The organism is Bacillus cereus group sp. RP29, assembly GCF_040459765.1.
Taxonomy (GTDB): Bacteria; Bacillota; Bacilli; order Bacillales; family Bacillaceae_G; genus Bacillus_A; species Bacillus_A paranthracis.
The window spans coordinates 3,829,105-3,853,967 of record NZ_JARVHN010000001.1 but is presented as its reverse complement, the minus strand read 5'-3'; the positions used below and the strand labels follow the sequence as shown (position 1 = coordinate 3,853,967).

Sequence of the window (24,863 nt, the reverse complement as noted above, 5' to 3'; positions counted from 1 at the left end):
GACAGAGGGATGAATAATGCCGACTAACACACAACCCTTCTGCCCTTTTATGGCCAGAGGGGTTTTTTATATGATTTCGGCCATCTCCTCTCTCCTGTATAAAGGAGGAGTAGTTTTTGAAAACAAAAACAGATTTTTTGAAAATGAAAGAGCAAGGTGAGCCGATTACAATGCTAACGGCGTATGATTATCCATCTGCTAAGTTAGCAGAAGAAGCGGAAGTTGATATGATTTTAGTTGGAGATTCCCTTGGGATGGTTGTGCTCGGCTATGATTCAACAGTACCTGTAACAGTAGAGGATATGATTCATCATACGAAAGCTGTACGCCGAGGAGCGAAAGAGACGTTTATTGTAACTGATATGCCATTTATGTCGTATCATGTGTCGCCTCAAGATACGATGGTAAATGCACGCCGCATCGTTCAAGAGAGTGGTGCTCATGCACTGAAGGTAGAAGGTGCAGGAGAAGTGATATCAACTATTCATTACTTGACGAGTGCGGGAATTCCTGTCGTGGCACACTTAGGCTTAACTCCTCAATCTGTAGGAGTGTTAGGTGGCTATAAAGTACAAGGAAAAGATGCTGAAAGTGCAAAAAAATTAATAGAAGATGCGAAGAGATGTGAGGAAGCTGGTGCGATAGCACTTGTATTAGAATGTGTGCCAATGCAGCTAGCAGAATTTATTTCGAAGCAACTAACAATTCCAACGATTGGAATTGGAGCAGGACAAAAAGTGGATGGGCAAGTACTCGTTTATCATGATCTTATCTCATATGGCGTAAATCGTGTTCCGAAATTTGTGAAGCAATATACGTCTGTTCAAGAGGAGATTGTGCGAGGGATTTCACAATACGTAACTGAAGTAAAGACAGGTCAATTTCCGGAAGAAAAACATTCATTCACAATGAAAGAGGAAGAATGTTTAGCGTTATACGGAGGAAAACAATAATGAAAATCATAAATACAGTGCAAGAGATGCAGCAAATTACAAACGAACTACGTGCAAGTGGAAAAAGTATTGGTTTTGTCCCAACGATGGGTTATTTACATGAAGGTCATGCGACTTTATTACGTAAGGCAAGAGAAGAAAATGAAATTGTAGTTTTAAGCGTGTTTGTTAATCCGCTACAGTTTGGACCAAATGAAGATTTAGATCGATACCCTCGTGATATTGATAGAGATGAAAATGTAGCAAAAGAAAACGGTGTAGATTATTTATTTTATCCGAGCGTAGAAGAAATGTATCCAGCAGAACAAACGACAACAGTAGAAGTTGTGAAGCGTACCGATGTGTTATGCGGAAAACAAAGACCTGGTCATTTCGCTGGTGTTGCGATTGTACTAATGAAACTATTTAATATTACATTGCCAACACGTGCTTATTTCGGTATGAAAGATGCACAGCAAGTTGCTGTCATTGAAGGATTTGTCGCTGATTTTAATATTCCGGTTACAATCGTACCGGTGGATATTGTAAGGGAAGAAGATGGATTAGCCAAAAGTTCTCGTAACGTGTATTTATCACCAGAAGAGCGTGAAGAGGCTCCTCATTTATACCGCAGTCTATGTATAGCGAAAGAAAGAATTGAGACAGGAGAACGTAATGCAGAAATCATTACAACTCTTGTGAAGGAGTATATTGAGACGTATACGAAAGGCACTGTAGATTATGCTGATTTATATGCGTATCCTTCACTACAAGTAGTGGATAAAATTGAAGGACGAATCATTTTAGCAATTGCAGTTAAATTTGACAATGTACGATTAATTGACAATATAACATTAACGGTTAAATAAGGGGGAGCATCTATGTTTCGCACAATGATGAGAGCGAAGCTACATCGCGCAACAGTAACAGAAGCAAATTTAAATTATGTAGGTAGTATTACAATTGATGAAGATTTAATGGATGCAGTAAATATTGTAGAAAACGAAAAAGTCCAAATTGTAAATAATAATAATGGTGCTCGCTTAGAGACATATGTTATTAAAGGAGAACGTGGTAGCGGTGTTGTTTGTTTGAATGGTGCAGCTGCAAGGCTTGTACAGCCAGGAGATAAAGTTATTATTATTTGCTACGGTTTAGTGGCAGAAGAAAATATTCATAAACAAGAGCCGAAAATTGCAGTATTAGACGATGATAATCAAATTATTGAAATGTTAGGTGCTGAAAAAGCGGGTACGATATTATAAGTAAGAAGGCTATCTCTATTATGGAGATAGCCTTTTTTGTGCATCTTTTCATTAAGATGAGATAAAACGTGGTATAGTAACATTATATAATTTTCTGTTTGATAGGTAAGAAATTGAGGTGTTACATATATGAGTAAGCGTTATGTCGTTGTGGATTTAGAGACGACAGGGAACTCCTGGAAGGATGGGAAAGATAAAATTACCCAAATTGCAGCTGTTGTAGTGGAAGATGGAGAGATATTAGAGATTTTTTCATCTTTTATTAATCCGAAGAGAGAGATTCCACCATTTATTACAGAGTTAACAGGGATTGATGAGAGTATGGTTAAGCAAGCCCCGTTATTTGAAGATGTAGCCCCAATGGTTGTTGAGCTATTACAAGGTGCAGCTTTCGTTGCACATAACGTTCACTTTGATTGGAATTTTTTAACGGAAGAATTAAGGCAGGCTGGATATACAGAAATACATTGTCCAAAAGTTGATACAGTTGAGTTGGCGCAAATTCTTTTGCCAACGGCTGATAGTTATAAATTACGTGATTTAGCTAAACAACACGAATTAGAGCATGATCAACCGCATCGTGCGGATAGTGATGCTCTTGCAACAGCGGAATTGTTTTTACAATTTTTAAATGAAATTGAGAAGTTACCCCTCGTCACCTTGCAATCGCTTTATGAATTGAGTGATGTGTTTCAAAGTGATATAGCGGATGTGCTTTCTGAAAATATTTTAAAGAAAATGATGCATGGTAAAAAAGGAGCAGAGGGATATGAAGTGTATCGAAATATTGCCCTTCGAAAACGGAATTATTCTTTAAACTTAAGTGAAACATGTGCATTTAAATTTGATGCTTTCTTGCATAAGACAATTGATAAACTTGAGTCGAATATGCCAAAGTTTGAAAAAAGAGAAAGCCAACAGAGTATGATGAAGGAAATATATACAGCGCTAAGAGATTCTAGGTTTTCACTAATTGAAGCAGGAACAGGAACAGGAAAGACTCTTGCATATTTGCTTCCAAGTATTTATTTTGCAAAGAAAAAAGAAGAACCTGTCATCATAAGTACCCAAACTGTACAACTGCAGCAACAAATACTAGAAAAAGAAATTCCATTATTACAGAAAATAATGCCATTTTCATTTGAAGTAGCTCTTCTGAAAGGAAGAAAGCATTATCTTTGTCTACATAAATTTGAATATGCTTTGCAAGAAGAAGAGAAGAATTATGATATGGCGCTCACGAAGGCAAAAATTTTAGTGTGGTTATTGCAAACGGAAACGGGCGATCGTGATGAATTAAATATTCCTGAGGGCGGAAAGTTACTTTGGAACCGGATTTGTAGTGATGTACATAGTCCGGGTGGGATGCAAAGCAACTGGTTTAGTCGTTGTTTTTATCAACGAGCAAAGAATAGAGCATTATTTGCAGATATCGTTATTACAAATCATGCGTTATTATTTCAAGATTTTTCAAGTGAAGAACCACTGTTTGCTTCATGTGAACATATTATTTTTGATGAGGCTCATCATATCGAGGAAGCAGCGAGTAGAACATTAGGTGAACAGTTCTCCTGTATGTATTTCCAGCTAGTTTTATCTCGTCTTGGTACGCTAGAAACAGATGATGTACTTTCTAAAGTATATAAAATGATGAAAAAATCAGAGCAAGCCTCCCGTTCTACTTTCCGCATGGTAAGTCATAGTTTGAAGGAATTGAAATTTGATGCGGATGAGCTATTCCAAATGTTACGTGCATTCATCTTTAAACAAACAAAGCAGGAACAAGGGATCAGCAATATGCCACTCATTTATCGATATAACACGGAAGTAGAGAAAGGTAAGTTATGGGATAGTATTACCGAGTTAACAAATCGCTTTGTATATGATGTAAGAAAATTACTCTCTACACTTGAGAAGCAAGTTGATATATTGCAAAGTAAATTAGAATGGGAAATGCATGTTGTTACAGGTGAATTTATGCATTTAATTGAGTTGTTGAGAAAGATGGCGCAATCTTTACAAGTACTCATTTTAGAAAAAAATTCATATGTGACATGGATGGAAACTGAAACGAAGGGAACCATTCATTCAACTGTTTTATATGGGCAACCTGTTCATATTGGTGAAAGATTTGCTGATGAATTTTTAACAGAGAAAAAGAGTGTTATTTTCACATCAGCAACGCTAACAGTAAACGATTCATTTGACTATATAAAAGAAGAGCTAGGCTTACATGATTTTGCTCCAAATACATTACAGGTCCCATCACCATTCCATTTTGAAGAACAGATGAAATTAATGGTTTCAACGGATGTGCCCTTTATTAAGCAAGCAAGTAATGAAGAATATATTGAATCTGTGTCGGCTCATATTGCAAAAATAGCGAAAGCTACAGAAGGTAGAATGCTTGTTTTGTTCACTTCGTATGAAATGTTGAAAGAAGCGTATACGAATTTGAAAAATGATGAGGAATTAGAAGGCTATTTATTATTAACGCAAAGTGTGAATAATAAGAGCAGAAGTCGTCTCATTCGTAAGTTTCAAGAGTTCGATAAATCAATTTTATTAGGAACAAGTAGTTTTTGGGAAGGGATAGATATACCTGGAGATGCCCTTAGTTGTCTTGTTATTGTCCGCCTTCCCTTTACGCCTCCTCATCAACCGATGATGGAAGCAAAAGGAGAGTGGTTAAAAAATCAAGGAGAGGACGTATTCGCTAAGTTAGCACTCCCGCAAGCAATACTGCGTTTCAAACAAGGATTTGGTCGTCTTATTAGAACAAGTACAGATACCGGAACGGTGTTTGTACTAGATCGTCGTTTGACAAGCGCTTCCTATGGAAAACGTTTTTTACAATCAATTCCAACTGTTCCGCTTTATGAAGGCCCTCTAGAAGAATTGTTAGAACAATTAAAGGAACGGCCAATTGAATAAAATTGGAAGGAAAAATACGCCTGAAGTGCGTGTAAACTTCAGGCGTAAAAAATGTGGGTAGGAGGAATTTTATTTTTCTTACTTCTTGTATACAAAATGTATCGGTTTTCGACTTGAAACCTTTTTTTGCTGTACATGTCCTGCTATAATAGATGGGTGATGAAGCAGGGGTTGTAAAGAATGTACTCTTATTGTAACCGCATTGCGTTCTTCTATAATTAGAAATTTTTGTGTAACGGAGGAGTTTTTTCATGGATAAGAAAATCGAAGTCCTATCAACGACGCGTATTAAATATTCGTCTGACTTGTATAAAATCGTTGATAGTTTGAATCGTACGTTAAAAGAGCAGGACCTCATGTTCGGATTAGCATTAGACGAAAAAGATAAAGAAACAGCTGTATTTACGATTTACAGAACGTAGTGATACAATGAAAAAGTGGATCTTTGCAATCGTTATCGTAATCGTTGCTAGCGGAATATATGGGGCGTATGTTTATAATAAAGCAATGGAAAAGAAAATCCATAAAGAGGAAAAATCTGTAGAAATTGCGAAAGAAAAGGCAAAGCTTACAAAAGTAAAATCTGTTGATTATTATAACGGAAATTCTTCATATACAGTCGTACAAGGTGCAGACGAAAAAGGAGAACAAATTATTGTTTGGGTGCCTAATAAAAAAGGGAATGTCCTTGTGAAGAAAAAGAGTGAAGGTATTTCTGAAAAAGAAGCTTTGCAAAAGTTGGCTGAACAAGCTACAGGAAAAGGCGATGAGCCGAAGCCAAAGCCAAAAGAAATTACAAAAGTAAAATTAGGTGCTCAAAACGATATTCCGTTGTGGGAAATTACATATATTGATCAGGAAGATCGTTATACGTATTATTATTTAGAGTTTCAAAATGGGGATTATGCTGGTCACTACAGCATTGAAAAATAGATGTAGGGGGAACTACAAATGAAATTAGCAAAGCGAGTAGCTGCTTTAACACCATCTGCAACTTTAGAAATTACAGCAAAGGCACAAGCATTAAAAGCAGAAGGTCATGATGTAATTGGATTAGGAGCAGGAGAACCTGACTTTAATACGCCAGAACATATTATGGATGCTGCACATAAAGCGATGTTAGAAGGACATACGAAATATACACCAACAGGTGGGTTACAAGCGTTAAAACAAGAAATTGTGAAGAAGTTTACTCGCGATCAAGGAATTGCGTATGATCCGTCTGAAATTATTGTATGTAACGGCGCAAAGCATGCATTATATACATTATTCCAAGTGCTACTTGATGAAGGTGATGAAGTTATCATCCCTACGCCATACTGGGTAAGTTATCCGGAACAAGTAAAGCTTGCTGGTGGTAAGCCAGTTTATGTAGAAGGCCTTGAAGATAATGAATACAAAATTACAGCGAAGCAGCTGCGTGAGGCAATTACAGAGAAAACGAAAGCAGTTATTATTAATTCACCGAGCAATCCAACAGGAATGATTTACAGCAAAGAAGAATTACAACAGCTTGGAGAAGTATGTTTAGAACACAATATTTTAATCGTTTCAGATGAAATTTATGAGAAATTAATTTATGGTGGAGCAGAATATACTTCGGTTGCCCAGCTTTCTAATGCATTAAAAGAACAAACACTTATTATTAATGGTGTATCTAAATCTCATTCTATGACAGGATGGCGTATTGGATATGCAGCAGGAAATAAGCAGCTTATTAAAGCGATGACGAACTTAGCGAGTCATAGTACGTCAAACCCTACTTCAATCGCTCAATACGGCGCAATCGCGGCATATGCAGGCTCACAAGAACCTGTAGAAACAATGCGTCAAGCATTTGAAGAGAGATTAAACATTATTTATGATAAATTAATTCAAATCCCTGGCTTTACTTGCATTAAACCACAAGGTGCATTTTACTTATTCCCTAATGTAAAAGAAGCAGTAGCTTTATCAGGATACGAAACTGTTGATGATTGGGCAAAAGCTCTATTAGAAGAGGAAAAAGTAGCTCTTGTACCAGGTACAGGATTTGGTGCTCCAAATAACGTTCGTTTATCATATGCGACATCTCTTGAACAAGTGGAGAAAGCATTAGAACGTATTCACACGTTTATGAAAAGTAAAGTGCAAGCTTAATTGTATATTTTATTAATGTAATACAAAAACCTTCCTACATAATAGGGAGGTTTTTTTGACGAATTGTGGCAAAAAGAAATAGCGAAAGGTGTGTTATACTAGAGAGCGAGGTGTTTGGTGATGAAAAAGAAAATGATGTTACAGTGGTTTGAGCAGGGAAGCATTGCAATTCCAAAATTACTTATGATGCATTATAAAAAATTAGGGTTAAATGAAACAGAATTTATGGTTGTACTTCATGTACATACATTTTTAGAATCGGGCAATTCATTTCCGACTCCGTCAGAGATTTCAGAACGGATGACGATTACCGAAATGAAATGTATGGAAGTAATTCAGGCATTGATTCAAAAAGGTTTTTTATCACTAGAAGGTGGACAAAAATCAGAAGCGATGATGTGTGAAAGTTATTCTTTACAACCGCTATGGGAAAAAATATTGCATTTCTTAATGAATGAATCAATAGAGGAAGAACAAAAAGAAATAAAGCAATTGCAAGTAAATTTATATACAGTATTTGAAAAAGAATTTGGAAGACCACTTTCTCCATTTGAATGTGAAACGTTGGGAATGTGGGAAGATCAAGATCAACATCATCCGAATTTAATTCAAGCGGCCCTCAGGGAAGCTGTAATGAGTGGTAAGCTTAATTTCCGATATATTGATCGTATTTTATTTGAATGGAAAAAGAATGGTATTAAAACAGTAGATCAAGCCCAAAACCAAGGACGGAAATTTAGAGCAAATCAACAACGAACGCAGCAAACGACAAAACAAGAGACGAAATTTACTGGAAAAGTGCCTTTTTATAATTGGTTGGAGCAGTAATGTAGGAGGAAGTATATGTTAAATAAAACGCAAATTCGCTATTGTTTAGACACAATGGCGGATATGTACCCAGAAGCACATTGTGAATTAATTCATGATAATCCATTTGAACTAGTAATCGCGGTAGCATTATCTGCACAATGTACAGATGCACTTGTAAATAAAGTGACGAAAAATTTATTTCAAAAATATAAAACACCAGAAGATTATTTAAGTGTTTCGCTAGAAGAATTACAACAAGATATACGTTCTATTGGTTTGTATAGAAATAAAGCAAAAAACATTCAAAAATTGTGCAGAATGTTATTAGATGATTACAATGGGGAAGTGCCGAAAGATCGAGATGAGCTTACGAAGTTACCAGGTGTAGGTCGGAAAACAGCAAACGTAGTTGTTTCGGTAGCGTTTGGTATTCCGGCAATTGCTGTTGATACGCATGTAGAGAGAGTGAGTAAACGGTTAGCGATTTGTAGATGGAAAGATTCGGTGTTAGAAGTAGAAAAGACATTAATGAAGAAAATTCCGATGGATGAATGGAGCGTTACACATCACCGTATGATTTTCTTTGGACGTTATCACTGTAAAGCGCAGCGACCACAATGTGAAGAGTGCCCTTTACTAGAAGTATGCCGAGAAGGAAAGAAGCGAATGAAGGGGAAATAAAGGATGGAGCGAGTGATAGAAATACCGAGAGAATTTCGGTGCTTACCATTTTTTAAAGAAAGTATAAATTCGATTGCGTATTATACAGAACAGTCATTTGAAGAAACAATACAAAAGACTTATTTTATATATGATATGGAAAGACAATATGAGCCGTGGAATGAAATTGAAAACAGTATTCCGGTAATGTTGAATGTATGGAAAAATAAGCATGAGGACATTGCTACTTTATTTCGAAACAGAAAGAAACAAGAAGCTGAAGGTCCGATGATTCTTTTTGCAGCACATTTATTATCAATTGTATATTGGCTAAATGAGCAACCTGTTCATAGTTTGAATAAAATAGAAGATTTTACGAGTGAATTGGAAGTGCAACCAGTTAATTTTATAGAGCGATATTCGTTCATTATAAAGAAACCGAATAATTATCATTCTTATATTCAGTTAGCGCAGTTGTATATTGAAATAGAAAAACTATATGTAAAGAAAATGATAACAAAAAAGAAGTCCTATTCTCGTTAAGAGAAAGGACTTCTTTTTTTGTATTAAGACTCTGTTGTAACAACATTTCCGTCTGCGTGAGGTGTATCTTCGCCGGTATTTTGTTGTTGTTGTTGTTGCTCTTGTTGTTTCTGAGCTTCTTCTTCAGCTTTTTTTCTAGCTTCCTCTTCAGCTTTCTTTTGAGCCTCTTCTTGCTGTTTACGTTGTTGTTCTTGTTGTTTTTTAGCTTCCTCTTCAGCTTTCTTTTGAGCTTCTTCTTGTTGTTTACGTTGTTGTTCTTGTTGTTTCTGAGCTTCTTCTTCAGCTTTTTTAGTAGCTTCTTCTTGTTTTAATTTGTCTTCATTGGCCTTTTTCTGAGCTTCCTCATCAGCTTTTTTCTTAGCTTCTTCTTCAGCCTTCTTCTTAGCAGCCTCATCTTCAGCTTTCTTCGCGTCTGGAGTTCCTCCAGGCGCAGTGAAGGATGCACCAACGGCAGGGCTTGTTCCAGTACCTTTTTTCGCTACTACAGAGAAGCTGTAAGTAACGCCTGGTTTAATACCACCAAGAGTAGCTGTCGTACCTTTTATTGATAAACTACCACTTGAACCGTCAGTCGCTTTATAGCTTGCGGCATACGCATCAACTTCTGCTGGTCCAGACCAGTTTAGTGTAACTGTGCTAGCGCCATCGAAAGTGACATTAAGACCACTAGGTGCATCTACTTTAATTTGTTTCACTGCATCCTTTTTAGCGCCTTTTACGTACAATTCACCATTTAATTCTTGTACAGAAGAAGGGCGTTCGAAACGAGTTTTATCTGTAGCGAATTTACTCATCATTACTTGGAACATTTGCTGTGCAATTCTAGTATAACGATCACTAATGTAGTTTTCTGGGCCATTTTTTTCGTACCCAGTCCATACTGCCATTGTATATTGCGGTGTATATCCAGCGAACCAGCTATCTCTGTTTGCATCAGCTGGAATACCATATTCTTTTATAACGTCTGCATCAAAGTTTTGTGTTCCTGTTTTACCGGCAACATCAACACCTGAAACGTATGCTGTTGGACCCGTACCACCAGAACCAGGTTTTACTACGTCACGAAGAACGTCAGTCACCATGTAAGCTGTGTAGTCTTGCATCGCACGTTGTTCTTTCGGTTTAAAACTTTTCTTTTTCCCATCTGGGAAGATAACTTCTTTTACGAAGTGCGGTTTATTGTAGTTCCCACCGTTACCAAAGGCTGCATATGCACCTGCTACTTGTAATGGAGAACTATCGTTACTACCAATTGCTGTTGATTCATATGTTTTGCCGTCTTTAAATGTCATACCTAAACCTTCAGCAAACGCTTGTGACTTAGGAAGACCAACCGCTTGAGCTGTCTTTAAAGCGGGAATGTTTAATGATTTTTTCAAAGCTTCACGTAGTGAAACGTCACCTTTGTAACTATTTGTTGCATTTCGTATTTTTTTACCATCGGAATACGTATATTCTGAGTCATTTAATTGATGGTATGTAGACCATTGTAAATTCTCAATTGCTGGACCGTAGTCGAAAATTGGTTTCATTGTTGAACCAACTTGGCGTTTTAAATCAGTGGCCATATTATGACCTTTGAAAGTAGACTTACTTTCTTTACGCCCAGCTCCAATTGCTCGAACTTCTCCAGATTGTGTATCCATAAATACGAATGATCCTTGGAATTGATCGTTCGGATACTTAATAAGATTGCCATCCATAATTTTATCAGCATAATCTTGCGCATCTTGATCAAGTGTTGTATGAATCGTTAAACCATCTGAACCGATATTTACATCGGGATATTCTTTTTCAACTTCTTTTACAACAGCATCTAAAAATGCTTGATACTTCATCTCCGTTACTTCTGAAGATGGTTGAAGACCTTCAGTTACAGGGATTTTCGTTGCGTTATCCATCTCAGCTTTTGTTATATAACCATGTCGATTCATTAATGATAATACGACGTTTCGACGTTGTGTAGCTCTTTCAACGTTGTCTTTTTTTGTAGGATCATAAATATTAGGACCTTGGGGTAAACCTGCAAGCATTGCAGCTTCATGTAATTGTAAGTCTTTTAAATCTTTGTCATAATATTTTTTTGCTGCTGTTGCAATACCGTACGAACGGTTACCTAAGTTAATCTTATTTAAATACATTTCTAAAATTTCATGTTTAGAGTATTGTTGCTCTAATTTGTAAGATAGGTACCATTCTTGCACTTTTCTCTTTGCAGTTTTGTCCATCGTTAGAAAATAGTTTTTGACTACTTGTTGTGTAATCGTACTACCACCTTGAGATCCGAATCCCCCAGTGACATTTTCCATAACTGCTTTTGTAGTTCGTTTAAAATCAATTCCATTATGATCATAGAAACGTGAATCCTCAGTTGCAAGGAATGCATTTTCAACTACTTTTGGAATTTGATCATACGTAACGTGGGTTCGTTTTTCAGCACCGTATTCATAGAAAAAGTTCCCGTTCTTATCAAGAAACTTTGTTGATAAAGGGTTGACAAGTTTTGATTTGTCTAATTTTGGAGCATCCTTCACCATAACAAAGAAAGCGGACACGCCAGCTACAAGACCAACGATACCAAGAAGTAGACAACCTATAAGGAATTTTTTAAAAAAGGAGCCTTTTTTCTTTGGTTTTTTCTCTGTATTTGTTTCTTGCTTTTGATTTTTTACATGATTTCGTTCTGTACGAGAACGATAATTATCTGACATTATACTTTCTCCTACCTTTCATTCTCTCCCCAAAAGTCGAAAAAAGAGCCTTAGTGATGACTCTATCACGAAAAATAAACCGTGTCTAGTACACGGATATAATCAATCCGAGGGTGATAACCGCATGATAATAAAGATCCATGCTCTTCTATTTCTTCTTTCGTAATCGATTTTCTTCCACCTGTATTTTGACGATTCCAAAATGCAATAATATGTTTTGCATCTAATAAATAAAGTTCATCAAAAAGTGTAAATTTAATAATAACAAATGCAATTCCATTATGAGCGATTACTTGCTTCATATGCTCAATTTGATGAAGGTGGAAGTTTTGAAGTGGAAAACTCGTTTTATTTTTTGTTTCTTTCGCTTCAAAATCGATGTATTTCCCTTTATATACACCGTTGTAATCTGTTGTAGAAGGTTGTTTAAAATACGCTTCTTTTACCACTGCAGCACTTCGAGCGGGGTAATCTACTTTTACAATTTGAAGAGGTGTAGGTTTTTTATGTACGCATGCAATATTATGGGTTAAGTAATATTCATTCGTTTCATTCAATTCCTCTTCAAGGGACATACCTCTGTTACTATAAGTATGTTTTTTAATTGGTGTTTTATGAGGTTGTGAAGCTTGATTGTACCGTTTTCCATTTGGGTAACGAATGGTCATAGTGTGTCCACTCCCAACTTGCTAAGAATTACTTACAAAGGTGATTATAACAAAAAATGAAAAAAGATGTGACCTTTTTCAAGAAAGGTATGAGGACTTCTTTATGTTTACATGGAATGATTATGAAAAAATTAAGCAATATCGTAAAAAGATGATGGTCTGTACAGAAGAGGAAAAAACAATCGTTTACAACATTAAGAGGGAAATAGAAATAGCTAATATGGACAACATTTCTCGAACAGAGTGTTATCAAGAATATTATGTAAGAAATAGTGAGATTAGGTGGGCTTTTTTAGCAAGTATGGTCTCAAGAAATGCAGGATGGAATATGACTGATTTAGAAGGGAGATATTATACTACTGTTTTACCTCAAACAGTAAAAAAACATTTGTTTTTAACTTACGAAGAAGCAAATTGGATTATTTTTTTAGATGCATTTCCTCAGCTGTTGTTATACGAAGAAAGTAAGAGGAGGCAGATCCCACTATTCCATTTGTTACAATATTTTAACGTATCCATTTTTATGGAAAAAGAATGGATATATTTTTGGGAGAAAAAAGATATAAATAGACTGATGACAGCGCTTATTATAAATGAACAAAATAAAATTCAAAAACCAGTTATTGAGAATGCATACTTTAAAAAACATGTATTCCATACAGCCCTTTTTAAATTACAAGAAATGCTTCATATTAGTGCCGTTATATTCCCAACTGTTGAAGGGAAGGTGTATGGTTTTTCAGTTTATCAATTTGAAACGTTACAGAAGCGTATAGAACTAGGAAAGAAATTAGCAGCGTTACTGTTCCATCCGAATTACAAAAGTTTATTCCATAGATTTGCATCGCAAACGATACACACAGGATCAAGAACAGATTATGAATGTTATGTAAGTGAAGCTAGAAAATCATGTACACCAGCTCTTAGAGAAGTTTATCCTGCTGTTGCACATGATGAAATAAGTATGAGAGATTGGTTTTGTAGAGATACGGAAATAAATGAACTATTTTTACGAGAAGAGTATACGGGTGAAGTTGATATAACAGAATGGTATAAAAGAAAGAGGGAGCAAATCTATATTGCTTCCACCGTAAATCGTTTTGTTAAAAGGATGGATGAGTTCGTGATATAATAAAAAAGAAGTCCCGTCTTCATAAATGAAGACGGGACTTCTTAATGTGAAGTAACCCTACTATGCGTGGTAAACATTTAATCTCAAAACGTAATGAATATAAGAGATTAAAGAAGTTTCACTTTATGTAGCAGGGAAGTTTGGACCATCTAATTTTGGATTTCCAGTTTCGGGTTTATTTTGTTTATTTTGTTTTTTCTTTTTTTCGTTTTTGTTCTTTGCCATTTTCATGCACCTCCTTTTTGTATTGTTACCATTTCTATAAATGACATACAAAATGATTTCTTTGACGAATAACAACTAGTTTTGTCATGTGGGCAGGAGTGAAGAATCATTCGGCGAAATTACATGACAAAGGAAAAGCAAAGAAGGAGGCGTTTTGTATATGGCGATGGTTCAGAAGGAAGATGTAATGAAAACAATGGATCAAATGTTAAGTTCTCTCGATTTGCTGGAAATGAATATAGGGATTAGAATGAATCATGCATTAAAGGATAAGAGTGAAAAAATACGCAACAAGATAGAAATAACAGAAATGCATATTGAGCATATGGAAAATAAATTAGTGCATCACGAAGAAAAAGGGAATTGGGTGAAGGCATTTCAAAACGTCGTAGTGAGTGCATAATAAGGTGGGAATAAAATGAAGTATGAAGCATTAATACAGTCTTCGGAAAAACTTATGCAACATAATAATGAAGCGAATGTGAAAAAAAGAGAAATGATTGAATACGATTTTTACAAGGATATGAAACCGTTTGTAGATATGGTAGATGAGGAATTAAAAGTGTGGAAAGAATTAGCTTATGAATGGATTAAGGAAGAAAAACCGAAGTATATACATGTACAGCAAATTGATCAAGTGTACGATAATTTACAAACAAATGTGTTGCAATGCTTTGTAAATAAAGGTAAAGGTAAGCGATTCTTTGAAACGCATCAAGCCATTTCGTATACTTTGCAAAATATAATTGAGCAATGTAAGTAACAAGAGGGAAAACCCTCTTGTTTTTTATGCTTCTGTCACTGTTGTAGGTTTTGTTGCCCCGTTTATTTCTAGTTCTTTTATTACTGTTCGGTAATCTGAAATACATATTTTCCCTTCGAGATACCAATGTCTCGCAAAGTCTAACAATTCATTTACATTCTCTGTGTAATACCCCTTTTTTTGAGAAAACGCTTGTTTTAAATCCCCTAATACCATGTTGATTCCTCCCCCATGAGAATCTTCTTCTTTTTTATCATAGCATGGAAGGGTTTTCTTTTATAATTTTTTAAAAATTTAAACTTCCGACAAAAATAGACAGATACTCCGTCACACAAATTATTTTACAAGTACATATTATATATGTAGAAACTTATGTGAAGGAGGAGAGAATGCATGTTTCAACAATCTAACGTATATCAGCAATCTAATCCATATGCACAGCAAAATATGTACCAATATAATACGGATACATATTTACGTTATAATATGTATCCTTTCGAGCCTCATTATGGAAATCAAAATTATTACCAGCCATTTGAAGTATCGTTTATGAATCAACCGCAGCAACCGTATATGAATCAACAACCGCAACCTTATATAAATTCACAATACTATATGCCACCACCATCTCCCTATGGCAATCAACAAGCGATGTTTTATCCACCAAAACAACCGTATCCGACACAAAATAAACAAAAGCAACAGCAGCAACCAAGTCAATTTTCTAGTTTTGTTTCCCAATTTAAAAATTCAGATGGTAACTATGATGTAAATAAAATGATGAATACAGCTGGACAAATGATGAATGCGATGAATCAAGTGACAGGTATTGTAAAGCAAGTGGGAGGCTTTTTTGGTAAGTAATGTCGAAGGTTTGTCTATAAAAAGCATTGGATAGAAAATCAAAGACTAGACAAATTTCCTTAGAATAAATGGGTATATATAACAAGCGGCTTACCCTCTTTTCTCATACTGTAAAGTGTAATCAGATTTTTTTATGAGAGAGGAGAGAAAAACTATGCATCATTGTCATCCTTGCTTTGGAGGGCATAAGCCTACAGGACCTATTTGTACAACTGCTCCTGTCATTCATCCGACGAAACAATGCGTAACACATTCTTTTTCAACAACGGTGGTGCCACACATTTTCCCGACGCATACAACACATGTACATCATCAACAAATTAAAAACCAAAACTTCTTCCCGCAAACAAATTCAAATGTAAATGTTGTGGACCCAATCGATCCAGGATTCGGCGGATGTGGACCATGTGGCCATGGTCATCATCACCACCACCACGGTCATCAAATATCCCCATTCGGACCAGGACCGAATGTATCGCCGTTTGGACCAGGACCAAATGTATCACCATTTTTACCAAACAATGTATCACCAGTAGGTCCGAATATTGGACCAAACGTTGGTGGAATATTTAAAAAGTAAATGATATGTTAGAACTAGCGAAATGCTAGTTCTTTTTTGTAATTGGAGTGTTGATATGAAAGTTATTGCAGTAACAGGCTATAAGCCCTTTGAACTTGGAATATTTAAAAATGATCATCCAGGAGTAGAATGTATAAAAAAGGCGTTGTGTCGTAAATTAATTGCTTTTGTAGAAGATGGGTTAGAGTGGGTTATAATAAGTGGCCAGTTAGGTGTAGAATTATGGGCTGCTGAAGTTGTTTTTGAAATACAAGTAGAATATCCAGATTTAAAATTAGCGGTATTTACTCCATTTTTAGAACAAGAAGAAGGTTGGAAGGAAGATAACCGTGAATATTACGAATTTATTCTCTCTCAAGCAGACCATGTTGATAGTATCACAAAACGAAAGTACGAAAGCCCAGAGCAATTTAAATTAAAAAATCAATTTTTTATTGAAAAAAGTGATGCACTTTTAGCTGTATATGATGAAGAAAAACCAGGGAGTCCTAAATATATTGTAGAAGAGGCAAAGAAAAAAGGAGAAATAGAAAATTATCACAGTTATTTCATTCTTTTTTCCGATTTACAAGATATAATAGAAGAGGAACAGTGGAATAATGCTGAGTAATATGTAATATAGTACTCGTATATATGATTGACAAAAAGCATTGTTTCTGAAAAAATTTAGTTAATGAAAGTTTTGGCAAAAATTTGAGGTGAAGAAAATGATTTCGGATAAAATTAAATTAACGGCAAAAGATATTTTAGAAAAAGAATTTAAAACAGGTATGAGAGGTTATCAACAAGAAGAAGTAGACAAGTTTCTTGATATGATCATTAAAGATTACGAAGCTTTTCACAAGGAATTTGAGCAATTAAAGCAACAAAATGCTCGTTTAAAGCGTGAACTAGAAGAACAAAAGCTAGCAGCAACGCAAGTTCCACAACAACCAGTTGTACAAACACCAGTTGCACAACCAGTATATAACAACACGAATACGGACATTTTAAAACGTCTATCGAATTTAGAAAAAGCTGTATTTGGAAGTAAGTTATACGAATAATTTCTGGTGATAAAAAGGTTACAGCATTTTACATAGAAAAAAACATTGCAAAATCTTTTTGTTTCCACTATACTAATGGATGTCATAACGTTTGGGTAATCGCTGCAACGCCAACGTTGTAGAGGAAAGTCCATGCTCGCACGGCCTGAGATGGCTGTAGTGTTCGTGCCTAGCCAATTCATAAGCTAGGGTATTCTGGCTGTAAGGCTGGTTTAACGGCAGGGAAAAAACCTAAGTCCTTTCGGATATGGTTTGACTACCTTTAAAGTGCCACAGTGACGAAGTCCTTGAAGAAATGATAGGAGTGGAACGAGGTAAACCCCACGAGCGAGAAACCCAAATAATGGTAGGGGAATCTTTTCCAAGGAAATGAACGATGGGAAAGGACAGGTTGTATAACCTGTAGATAGATGATTGCCACCGGAGTACGAGGCGTGGGCCGTTTGCAGTACAAAGGAACAGAACATGGCTTACAGAACGTTATGAACCAACTATGAAATAACTCAGCTCTCCTTTGTTAGAGGAGGGCTTTTTATTTGTATGAAGTTATAAATTATGAGTTAAAATGGTTAATGAGAAAATTCTTCGTAAAATGTAATAATTAATAGGATAAATGGCTATTAATTATTGTTTGAATATACATAAGAGGTGAATGCAAATGGGAAAAGTTACTTTAATCGCAACAGCGGCAATGGGTATTGAAGCTTTAGTTGCCCGAGAAGTTCGTGATCTAGGTTATGAATGCCAAGTAGAAAACAGCAAAGTAACATTTGAAGCAGATGAAAAGGCGATTTGTCGCACGAATTTATGGTTACGTACTGCGGACCGTGTGAAAATTAAAGTTGGCGAATTTAAAGCGACAACATTTGATGAGCTGTTTGAGAAAACGAAAGCATTAAACTGGGGAGATTATATTCCAGAGAACGGTGAGTTCCCTGTTATCGGTAAATCTTTAAAATCTGAGTTATTCAGTGTTTCGGATTGCCAACGTATCGTTAAGAAGGCTGTTGTTGAAAAATTAAAAACAACATATAAACGTACAACTTGGTTTGAAGAAGATGGCCCGTTATTCCGTATTGAGATTGCAATGTTAAAAGATATCGCAACATTAACAATCGATGCGAGCGGTGTTGGACTTCATAAACGTGGATATCGTGTGGATCAAGGGGAAGCTCCTTTAAAAGAAACATTAGCTGCGTCTTTAATTAAATTAACAAACTGGAAGCCAGATCGTCCTTTCGTGGATCCTTTCTGTGGATCAGGTACAATTCCGATTGAAGCAGCATTAATTGGACAAAATATCGCACCAGGTTTTAACCGTGGTTTTGCATCGGATGAGTGGGGCTGGGTTGGTAAACAAAACTGGCGTGAAGCTCGTCAAGAAGCAGAAGATTTAGCGAACTATGATCAACCATTGCAAATCATTGGATCAGATATTGATCATCGTATGATCCGTGTTGCTCAAGATAATGCAGAAGAAGTCGGTTTAGGCGATTTAATTACATTTAAACAAATGCAAGTAAAAGATTTCACAACAAAAGAGGATTATGGCTATGTTGTAACGAATCCTCCATACGGAGAACGTTTAAGTGAAAAAGCACTTGTTGAACAACTGTATAAAGAAATGGGACAAGTATTCCGTCCATTAGACACATGGTCGGCGTATGTATTAACAAGTTACGAAGCATTTGAGAAGTGCTACGGAAAAGATGCATCGAAGAAACGTAAACTGTTTAACGGATTTATCCGTACAGATTATTACCAATACTTCGGAAAACGTCCACCTCGTAATCGAGACTAGTTAGGCTTTTAAGAGGTTTTTAACTAATTTGTTCACTTAGAACTTATTAGTAAATATTTGCCCGAGGTAAATCCTCATTCTTTTTTCTTTACGGAAGAAAGGGTGGGGATTTTTTTTGTTGCTTAAATTTGCAATTAAGGAGTTTATAGAGGACAGAGAACTAAACAACTTGAGCTTTCATACGCTTAAATCATATAAGGGGATTCTCCTTCAGTTTGAAACTTTCTGTATACAAAATAGTGTCTTTGATTCTCAAGGGATCACCTCAAAGGTAGCTAAAGAGTTTCTTATGTACTGTAAGTGTGAATTGAAAAACTCTACATCTACCCTTAACGGGAAAATACGGGTGCTTAAAGTGTTCTTCAGATACTTGGAAGATGAGGATATCATCGAAGAGAGTCCGCTTAAGAAAATTAAGTTTAGTAAAGAAGATGTCATACTGGATGTCTTGACTGACACGCAAGTAAAGAAAGTATTGGACTACTTTGATAGGGGCTACTTTAAAGGTTCTAACTTTGCTCTCATGCGTAACCGTACAGTGATAATCCTATTGGTATCTACTGGGCTTAGAAGGGAAGAACTGGTCAACTTGAAGTGGTCTGATGTTGATATGAAGAACAGGACAATCACTACCTACGGGAAGAAAAGAAGTGTCGCAACTATCCCGTATACAAGAAAGCTTCAAAAGGAACTAGCGGAGTATAAACTATTCCTAGAGTTTTACTTTGAAGGTGACGTTATAACATATGTGTTCCCTGACAAGATGAACCGTCAGTTGTCTACAGAAGCAATATCTACACTATTTAAGAGGCTTAAAAGGGACTTGAAGATGGACGGGCTTAACTGTCATGCGTTTAGAAGGTATTTTGCTTCTAAGTGTCTGAAGATGGGAATGGACTCTTTAACATTACAGAGGCTTATGAGACATGAAACTCTACAGATGACAGATCGCTATGTAAAACTATATGGTCACGCCTTGCACAGTGTAAACGATAAGTATAACCCATTGAACTTCGTTGAGATTTAAACTTTATCGATATTTAAACAAAATAAAAAGTCCCTAGCGCCAACTAGAGACTCAAAACATTCACACATTCATGCCGTATCAACAATTAAATACGGACAATCCTGTACATTCAGTACCTTCATTCTATCGAAAAAATTTGAGGAATGCAAGGTCTCTTAAGTATTGCCATTTTTAGGTACTGAGTTAAGGGATTTCCGAACGTGGGAATGACCTACCACCACGCTAAACACTTGACAGGTGAGCCTAGCCGATGTCGGAAAGTAAGGCGTGTATCTATAATCCCGTGTACCCTATCCACGGAGATACAGACTAGTGGGTGACGCACATAAGCGGTCAGGAGTGGAAGTGCTTGTTCTTGCGAGAACGGGACTTGTGAGTGTATTCATTATGGGAAGCACTGTAATGGCTTGCAAGCTGAAGAAATTCAGAAAGTTGATAGGGGGCTAATATCATACCATACGTGACCCTTCCGAGGTTGTATCTTAAAGAGTTGCTTTTCCTCTACGTTGATACAATCTCTTTTGTGTCAGCATAGGGGACAAGTATGCATTCCTCCCACCGTTTCTTCATCCTTCGGTTGTATGGGGAAACCTATTGTACGGACATCATATGAAAAGCCTATTATGGAATACACCTTACAAATGAAACGGAATAGAGGGGGTGACCTTACAAGTGAAACAACTTGATGAAAACACTTGAAAGTAGAGTTGATGTGTAGTATCATGTCAAGACGTTGGCAACCAAGGTAAATTTAACCAAGAAAGAAGGTAGAAGCATATGAATGAACAAGTATACAACTCATATAGGGATGGATACGAGAAAGAAGTGTATCATAATATCGACAACGATGAAAAGTATCAGGAGTTTAAGAGATTAGCTGAAGAGTTAGGAATGGAATTCACCAACAAAGAAGCCAAGGCTAAGCAACGTGGAGGACTTGATAAGAAGAGAGCCATTGAGCGACAACAAGAAGCTAACTACGATACAAGACATTGGAGTATTCAGCTTGCAAGCGGACATCTACAGCTTGACCATGTTCCCTTAGAAGTTAAAGGGATAGTATTGGCACTTAGTAGTCTATTGAAGCCTAGATCAAAAGGGAAGTTAGCTGATAGAGGACTGAATGGATTATCACTAGACGATATAGTTGAGAAGCTTAATCGTAATGTAAAGACTGTCCGTCCACTGTTGCAAGAAGCTGAATTGTATGGGCTGATATATAGCGTAAAAGTGGGGAAAGAAAACAATTACTTTATAGAGACGGAATACTATCAATGTGGAAAATCCAAAGAAGCTGAAGACTTCATAAAAGTATTTCAAACTAAGATGCTAGTAATTGCACAAGATAAGAAGCTGAACTTTACAGACTTGGGTATCTTATCTGTATTGCTTAATCATATGCACTATGAGAGTCATATCATCTGTGAAGACCCTACAAGCCCTCTCTACAGTGAAATGAAAGTTTGGCGACCACAGAACATGGCGGACAAGTTGCTATTAGATATACAAGCAGTTAGACGTACACTCCGCAAGTTTAACAATGAAGGTATCATCGTAGAAATGAAAGCATACAGGATTAAAACTATTATATTGAATCCTGAAATGTTCTCCCGTCAGAAACTCAAGATTGATATGGACAAACTAAAAGAGGTCGCCAATCGAGAGAAAGGCAACCTCACAAGAAAGAACTATTTTAATTAATCGCTCGAAAGTCACCGTCTCCTCCTACAGTTTCGGTGGCTTTTTTGTTTCTATAATGATTATAACATGTTCATATTTTGGTTTCCACTTCAAAAACGTTCATATTTCGGACTATGTTAGACATATACGTTCATATTTCGGACTATGTTCAAACAGGGATAATCCCTTGGGAGAGTAAGGCTGAAGACACTTTTTAACCATTTAATCCTTATTAGTTATTATCTTCTAAGTTTTAAAACCATAGCCGTTCACTATGTGATAAATATCAAAGTAAATGCCTACTCTCTAGAGATAAGGAGATCGCTACGCTCACTCTGTATGATTCCGCTACGCTACATCCTACCGTCAATACTATGATACACACCCATAGATATAATGAATAGACGGATAGTGTGTAGCTTTAGCGGAACACAGGGGAACGTAGTGACACAATCTCTATAGATACACACATGACTGAATCAGTCAAGATATATACCTTGATAGATACCTACCTTTATAGCTAAACTAGATAGCTACATACCATAATTGACGGATGAAACTGTAAAGGATTGAACCTACCGTGGTGATTTATGCTGTAAAGTAAAAACACTTGTATAGCTACGCTTGACGGGTAGGTGTAGCCATTGCATGTAGGTAAAACTCTTGCGATACAGTATGCAACATAGATACACTATGGGGTATGTAAAACTCTTAAGAGAGTGCCGATGCTCAAACGATATTAACCTATATGTTTAGAGCCTTCTGGAGCAAATTCGCACCATACAGAGGACACCAGACACCTCAAAGAGAATCTTCAACGGAATAATCATCAAAGGAAATATGGTACATTCTGTATCACTCGCTGATGGGAAATACTCTCGGGAAATGCCCTCTAAAGTATACACTATTTTGCATATCTCAACCGTACATCTCGTAGAAATCACCCCTCTCAAGGGGAGAGGTATGGAGTCGACATCGTTTATACATTAAAGTGTGCCGAAATAATCAAGTTGCAACCATGTGTGGAAGTACTCGTAAGTATTGATATCATTGAAGAATACCACCGTTGAGCCATTGAAGAGATGTAACTGTAATGATTACTTCTTATAATCTTAATTATGTCCCCTGAATGTGCAATACATCACGTATTCATTATTTCAACATGGATCGAAATGATAAAACTAAATAGCTACATACTCTCATACACTCTAAAGTAGTCCCGTCCTCACCAGATACAATAGCTACATCCTCCTGAGACTATCCTCTAAAGTAGTCCCATCATATCCAGATAGAATACTTACCTTAGATGTTCCCGTCCTCATCAGGTACATACACACAGGCACACTCCATAGTCATACACTGTACGGATACACTCCTCTAAAGTATGCCACTTAAAGCTACACTAGATAGCTACCCTCATATGCTACAGCTATACATACAGTACTATCTATCACAGTACATACAATGAAGAGAGTACATCATACAGTAAGTAGTATCCACACAGGTACATATAAGTATGAGAGCACCACCACACAGAGACACCACACAGACCACTCATTGTGATACAACTACAGAGGATGTGAGACACCAATGAGGGAGACAATGGAGAGGACGACACCGACGATGATACAACAACAGAGACGGCGATGAGAGAGACAACAGAGAAGGAGAGAGACGGAAAGAAAAAGAAATCGAATGAGGAGAGGAAAGGGAAGAAGACGGAGAGAGAAGAGAAAGAGTCAACCACCACAGATACATACTGTGTCTCCTCCTGTGCTCATCACCGAAGAGAATCAGAGAGCGAAAGAAAACTTCGAAGAGGGGACGAGACCGTGGGGGGTATCAAGGAAAGAGTGGAGGTGCAGTCGGGAGTCGTCTCTTAAAAGGTATCCGTGTGTGATTGCCCCATGCCCCCGAAAGTTTCCCTACATGTGATTGGGCAATTGCGAACTCTCAGATTGTCTCAAAAGAGATTCTACAGAGATTCACAATACAAATTACCCTAAACGTACAAAACCTCACAGGGAGGAATCTGGTTGATACAATTGTATCATTGACGGATAATTATATTTAATGTTATAATAAAAAGTTTATCTAAACTATTGACATTTATGGGACATTCTGCTATCATTATAAATATAGAGGAAATACCTCTACAATCGTTTACCTAGTGAGATACGTAAATGAGTAATTCCCACAATTAGAGAATCTCCCAGTTTCCCTATTGGGATTACAATTACAACTGCAGAGACTCCATCAACGTATGTACCCCTAAAAAGTACAAGCCCACTGATGGTGGTCTCATAGAGATATCTTCACCCCCTCGAGATGTTTCTATGAGGTTACATCCGTAACTGATACAATCATCGTCAATACGGAAAGTCTCACCTCAAGCCCAATCACTACTTCTGAATTGTGACTATTTCTATTTTCCCATTGGTGGAGTTTTGCGACTACTACATAGTAGGAGTCCTTGCTTTGGAGCATCTACCCGCAATGGTGCTTCAATAAAGTACTTCTATCTCCCTTCAAGTACTCTCATATCCTCCCTTTCTCAATTATATTGTGACTTCATTATTCAATTCAATCACCCCTTATAAACTTATAGGAGAGCACGGAAAACTCTCCATTAAGCAAAGCTCTTAAGGTACGCTACTGGTTTCATCCTCCTTTCCAGTAAACTTGAGAGTTTTGCTTAATCTATACCCATAGTGTCCCAAAACGGACATATCCCACAAAGAAAGAAGATGATTCCCCTTATGAGAATGACCATTTCGATAAACATTCCTGACGTAGACAAGCGTTGCGAGAAAGAATTAAAGTTCCTCATGTACGTTCACTTGTTTGCCAAGATGCCAATCCAAAACTTGTGCTTCATCTCGGGTATCCAACCTAAACAATTGTACAGAGCTTGGAAGGGTGAAAGCTCATACCGATCTCAGCAAGCAACCGCACTTGCCTTAATTGCAAATCTACCCTATTCGGTAACTGATGAAACAATCGAGTACGCATGTAAGGTAATTGACTTGATTGCTGAATCATTCGATACAATCCTACAAGGGGTACAGCCAGCATTTCGGAAA

General features: G+C 36.7%; 25 protein-coding genes and 1 other RNA gene. 22 read left to right on the top strand and 4 right to left on the bottom strand.

The window, feature by feature from the left end; translation table 11 throughout:
- The first annotated feature begins 116 nt into the window (after nt 1-116).
- From panB to QCI47_RS20305, 10 genes are all read left to right on the top strand, one after another.
- On the top strand, nt 117-953 hold the full coding sequence (gene panB / locus QCI47_RS20350; RefSeq protein WP_000853114.1) for a 3-methyl-2-oxobutanoate hydroxymethyltransferase: 837 nt from the start codon (nt 117-119) through the stop codon (nt 951-953).
- Nucleotides 953-1,801, top strand: a complete 849-nt coding sequence (gene panC / locus QCI47_RS20345; protein ID WP_000691778.1) for a pantoate--beta-alanine ligase — start codon at nt 953-955, stop codon at nt 1,799-1,801. Before panB ends, panC begins: the two co-directional genes overlap by 1 nt.
- A gap of 12 nt (nt 1,802-1,813) precedes the next feature.
- Complete coding sequence (gene panD / locus QCI47_RS20340; protein WP_000490176.1) at nt 1,814-2,197, top strand: aspartate 1-decarboxylase; 384 nt, start codon at nt 1,814-1,816, stop codon at nt 2,195-2,197.
- Between the two features lie 129 nt (nt 2,198-2,326).
- A complete protein-coding gene (gene dinG, locus QCI47_RS20335; protein ID WP_000044928.1) occupies nt 2,327-5,131 on the top strand; it encodes an ATP-dependent DNA helicase DinG in 2,805 nt (934 codons plus the stop codon).
- A 251-nt stretch (nt 5,132-5,382) separates the two neighbouring features.
- Nucleotides 5,383-5,553: a YpmA family protein gene (locus tag QCI47_RS20330; protein WP_000358352.1), complete on the top strand. Its 171-nt coding sequence runs from the start codon at nt 5,383-5,385 to the stop codon at nt 5,551-5,553.
- Between the two features lie 7 nt (nt 5,554-5,560).
- Nucleotides 5,561-6,064 (top strand): cell wall elongation regulator TseB-like domain-containing protein, encoded by a 504-nt coding sequence (locus QCI47_RS20325; protein WP_061130703.1) that lies wholly within the window; start codon nt 5,561-5,563, stop codon nt 6,062-6,064.
- 18 nt (nt 6,065-6,082) lie between these two features.
- Nucleotides 6,083-7,270, top strand: coding sequence for an aspartate transaminase AspB (gene aspB / locus QCI47_RS20320; RefSeq protein ID WP_000761548.1), 1,188 nt, complete (start codon nt 6,083-6,085; stop codon nt 7,268-7,270).
- Nucleotides 7,271-7,390: 120 nt separating this feature from the next.
- Nucleotides 7,391-8,098 carry a DNA replication protein DnaD gene (dnaD, locus tag QCI47_RS20315; RefSeq protein WP_000728540.1) on the top strand — a complete coding sequence of 236 codons (708 nt, stop codon included), beginning with the start codon at nt 7,391-7,393 and terminating at the stop codon, nt 8,096-8,098.
- A 15-nt stretch (nt 8,099-8,113) separates the two neighbouring features.
- Complete coding sequence (gene nth, locus QCI47_RS20310; RefSeq protein ID WP_000933025.1) at nt 8,114-8,761, top strand: endonuclease III; 648 nt, start codon at nt 8,114-8,116, stop codon at nt 8,759-8,761.
- Nucleotides 8,762-8,764: 3 nt separating this feature from the next.
- The gene (locus tag QCI47_RS20305; protein ID WP_000442682.1) at nt 8,765-9,283 is read left to right on the top strand and encodes a YpoC family protein; all 519 of its coding nucleotides are present in this window, start codon (nt 8,765-8,767) and stop codon (nt 9,281-9,283) included.
- A 23-nt stretch (nt 9,284-9,306) separates the two neighbouring features.
- Here QCI47_RS20305 and QCI47_RS20300 read toward each other — a convergent pair whose 3' ends face one another.
- Nucleotides 9,307-11,994 carry a PBP1A family penicillin-binding protein gene (locus tag QCI47_RS20300; RefSeq protein WP_270392558.1) on the bottom strand — a complete coding sequence of 896 codons (2,688 nt, stop codon included), beginning with the start codon at nt 11,992-11,994 and terminating at the stop codon, nt 9,307-9,309.
- A 65-nt stretch (nt 11,995-12,059) separates the two neighbouring features.
- Nucleotides 12,060-12,662 carry a Holliday junction resolvase RecU gene (gene recU, locus QCI47_RS20295; RefSeq protein WP_000155592.1) on the bottom strand — a complete coding sequence of 201 codons (603 nt, stop codon included), beginning with the start codon at nt 12,660-12,662 and terminating at the stop codon, nt 12,060-12,062.
- Between the two features lie 103 nt (nt 12,663-12,765).
- On the opposite strand from recU, the gene QCI47_RS20290 reads away from it, so the two are divergent.
- Complete coding sequence (locus QCI47_RS20290) at nt 12,766-13,794, top strand: DUF2515 domain-containing protein (protein WP_309422601.1); 1,029 nt, start codon at nt 12,766-12,768, stop codon at nt 13,792-13,794.
- A gap of 123 nt (nt 13,795-13,917) precedes the next feature.
- On the opposite strand, the gene QCI47_RS20285 is transcribed toward QCI47_RS20290, so the two are convergent.
- Nucleotides 13,918-14,094 (bottom strand): hypothetical protein, encoded by a 177-nt coding sequence (locus tag QCI47_RS20285; RefSeq protein ID WP_001982922.1) that lies wholly within the window; start codon nt 14,092-14,094, stop codon nt 13,918-13,920.
- A gap of 85 nt (nt 14,095-14,179) precedes the next feature.
- Between QCI47_RS20285 and QCI47_RS20280 the strand changes: the two genes are divergently transcribed.
- Both QCI47_RS20280 and QCI47_RS20275 read left to right on the top strand, forming a co-directional pair.
- On the top strand, nt 14,180-14,422 hold the full coding sequence (locus QCI47_RS20280; protein ID WP_001252040.1) for a hypothetical protein: 243 nt from the start codon (nt 14,180-14,182) through the stop codon (nt 14,420-14,422).
- A 15-nt stretch (nt 14,423-14,437) separates the two neighbouring features.
- On the top strand, nt 14,438-14,782 hold the full coding sequence (locus tag QCI47_RS20275; RefSeq protein ID WP_000872959.1) for a YppE family protein: 345 nt from the start codon (nt 14,438-14,440) through the stop codon (nt 14,780-14,782).
- A 24-nt stretch (nt 14,783-14,806) separates the two neighbouring features.
- On the opposite strand, the gene QCI47_RS20270 is transcribed toward QCI47_RS20275, so the two are convergent.
- Nucleotides 14,807-14,998, bottom strand: a complete 192-nt coding sequence (locus QCI47_RS20270; protein WP_000242664.1) for a YppF family protein — start codon at nt 14,996-14,998, stop codon at nt 14,807-14,809.
- A 177-nt stretch (nt 14,999-15,175) separates the two neighbouring features.
- Between QCI47_RS20270 and QCI47_RS20265 the strand changes: the two genes are divergently transcribed.
- The 9 genes from QCI47_RS20265 to QCI47_RS20225 all read left to right on the top strand — a co-directional run bounded on the left by QCI47_RS20265 (nt 15,176) and on the right by QCI47_RS20225 (nt 23,663).
- Nucleotides 15,176-15,646 carry a YppG family protein gene (locus tag QCI47_RS20265; protein WP_000487707.1) on the top strand — a complete coding sequence of 157 codons (471 nt, stop codon included), beginning with the start codon at nt 15,176-15,178 and terminating at the stop codon, nt 15,644-15,646.
- 154 nt (nt 15,647-15,800) lie between these two features.
- Nucleotides 15,801-16,226: a CotD family spore coat protein gene (locus QCI47_RS20260; RefSeq protein WP_000546265.1), complete on the top strand. Its 426-nt coding sequence runs from the start codon at nt 15,801-15,803 to the stop codon at nt 16,224-16,226.
- A 55-nt stretch (nt 16,227-16,281) separates the two neighbouring features.
- A complete protein-coding gene (locus QCI47_RS20255) occupies nt 16,282-16,836 on the top strand; it encodes an SLOG family protein (RefSeq protein WP_309422603.1) in 555 nt (184 codons plus the stop codon).
- Between the two features lie 97 nt (nt 16,837-16,933).
- Complete coding sequence (gene gpsB / locus QCI47_RS20250; RefSeq protein WP_000622430.1) at nt 16,934-17,272, top strand: cell division regulator GpsB; 339 nt, start codon at nt 16,934-16,936, stop codon at nt 17,270-17,272.
- Nucleotides 17,273-17,359: 87 nt separating this feature from the next.
- Nucleotides 17,360-17,750, top strand: an RNA gene (gene rnpB, locus QCI47_RS20245) — RNase P RNA component class B.
- Nucleotides 17,751-17,930: 180 nt separating this feature from the next.
- Nucleotides 17,931-19,073, top strand: a complete 1,143-nt coding sequence (locus tag QCI47_RS20240; protein WP_327911866.1) for a THUMP domain-containing class I SAM-dependent RNA methyltransferase — start codon at nt 17,931-17,933, stop codon at nt 19,071-19,073.
- 118 nt (nt 19,074-19,191) lie between these two features.
- Nucleotides 19,192-20,100 carry a tyrosine-type recombinase/integrase gene (locus QCI47_RS20235; RefSeq protein WP_353811938.1) on the top strand — a complete coding sequence of 303 codons (909 nt, stop codon included), beginning with the start codon at nt 19,192-19,194 and terminating at the stop codon, nt 20,098-20,100.
- 777 nt (nt 20,101-20,877) lie between these two features.
- Nucleotides 20,878-21,801, top strand: coding sequence for a hypothetical protein (locus QCI47_RS20230; protein WP_353811937.1), 924 nt, complete (start codon nt 20,878-20,880; stop codon nt 21,799-21,801).
- 1,625 nt (nt 21,802-23,426) lie between these two features.
- Nucleotides 23,427-23,663, top strand: coding sequence for a hypothetical protein (locus QCI47_RS20225; protein ID WP_062821241.1), 237 nt, complete (start codon nt 23,427-23,429; stop codon nt 23,661-23,663).
- Nucleotides 23,664-24,863: the final 1,200 nt, after the last annotated feature.

Excerpts from the sequence above, each read along its gene's own strand:
- QCI47_RS20290 (WP_309422601.1), top strand. The coding sequence starts at position 12,766 with ATGTTTACATGGAATGATTATGAAAAAATTAAGCAATATCGTAAAAAG.
- QCI47_RS20265 (WP_000487707.1), top strand. The coding sequence starts at position 15,176 with ATGTTTCAACAATCTAACGTATATCAGCAATCTAATCCATATGCACAG.
- QCI47_RS20260 (WP_000546265.1), top strand. The coding sequence starts at position 15,801 with ATGCATCATTGTCATCCTTGCTTTGGAGGGCATAAGCCTACAGGACCT.
- recU (WP_000155592.1), bottom strand. The coding sequence starts at position 12,662 with ATGACCATTCGTTACCCAAATGGAAAACGGTACAATCAAGCTTCACAA.
- QCI47_RS20305 (WP_000442682.1), top strand. The coding sequence starts at position 8,765 with ATGGAGCGAGTGATAGAAATACCGAGAGAATTTCGGTGCTTACCATTT.
- QCI47_RS20225 (WP_062821241.1), top strand. The coding sequence starts at position 23,427 with ATGAGAGAGACAACAGAGAAGGAGAGAGACGGAAAGAAAAAGAAATCG.
- QCI47_RS20230 (WP_353811937.1), top strand. The coding sequence starts at position 20,878 with ATGAATGAACAAGTATACAACTCATATAGGGATGGATACGAGAAAGAA.
- QCI47_RS20280 (WP_001252040.1), top strand. The coding sequence starts at position 14,180 with ATGGCGATGGTTCAGAAGGAAGATGTAATGAAAACAATGGATCAAATG.
- QCI47_RS20275 (WP_000872959.1), top strand. The coding sequence starts at position 14,438 with ATGAAGTATGAAGCATTAATACAGTCTTCGGAAAAACTTATGCAACAT.
- dinG (WP_000044928.1), top strand. The coding sequence starts at position 2,327 with ATGAGTAAGCGTTATGTCGTTGTGGATTTAGAGACGACAGGGAACTCC.
- panD (WP_000490176.1), top strand. The coding sequence starts at position 1,814 with ATGTTTCGCACAATGATGAGAGCGAAGCTACATCGCGCAACAGTAACA.
- gpsB (WP_000622430.1), top strand. The coding sequence starts at position 16,934 with ATGATTTCGGATAAAATTAAATTAACGGCAAAAGATATTTTAGAAAAA.
- QCI47_RS20330 (WP_000358352.1), top strand. The coding sequence starts at position 5,383 with ATGGATAAGAAAATCGAAGTCCTATCAACGACGCGTATTAAATATTCG.
- panC (WP_000691778.1), top strand. The coding sequence starts at position 953 with ATGAAAATCATAAATACAGTGCAAGAGATGCAGCAAATTACAAACGAA.
- QCI47_RS20270 (WP_000242664.1), bottom strand. The coding sequence starts at position 14,998 with ATGGTATTAGGGGATTTAAAACAAGCGTTTTCTCAAAAAAAGGGGTAT.
- nth (WP_000933025.1), top strand. The coding sequence starts at position 8,114 with ATGTTAAATAAAACGCAAATTCGCTATTGTTTAGACACAATGGCGGAT.
- QCI47_RS20255 (WP_309422603.1), top strand. The coding sequence starts at position 16,282 with ATGAAAGTTATTGCAGTAACAGGCTATAAGCCCTTTGAACTTGGAATA.
- QCI47_RS20240 (WP_327911866.1), top strand. The coding sequence starts at position 17,931 with ATGGGAAAAGTTACTTTAATCGCAACAGCGGCAATGGGTATTGAAGCT.
- dnaD (WP_000728540.1), top strand. The coding sequence starts at position 7,391 with ATGAAAAAGAAAATGATGTTACAGTGGTTTGAGCAGGGAAGCATTGCA.
- aspB (WP_000761548.1), top strand. The coding sequence starts at position 6,083 with ATGAAATTAGCAAAGCGAGTAGCTGCTTTAACACCATCTGCAACTTTA.
- QCI47_RS20300 (WP_270392558.1), bottom strand. The coding sequence starts at position 11,994 with ATGTCAGATAATTATCGTTCTCGTACAGAACGAAATCATGTAAAAAAT.
- QCI47_RS20325 (WP_061130703.1), top strand. The coding sequence starts at position 5,561 with ATGAAAAAGTGGATCTTTGCAATCGTTATCGTAATCGTTGCTAGCGGA.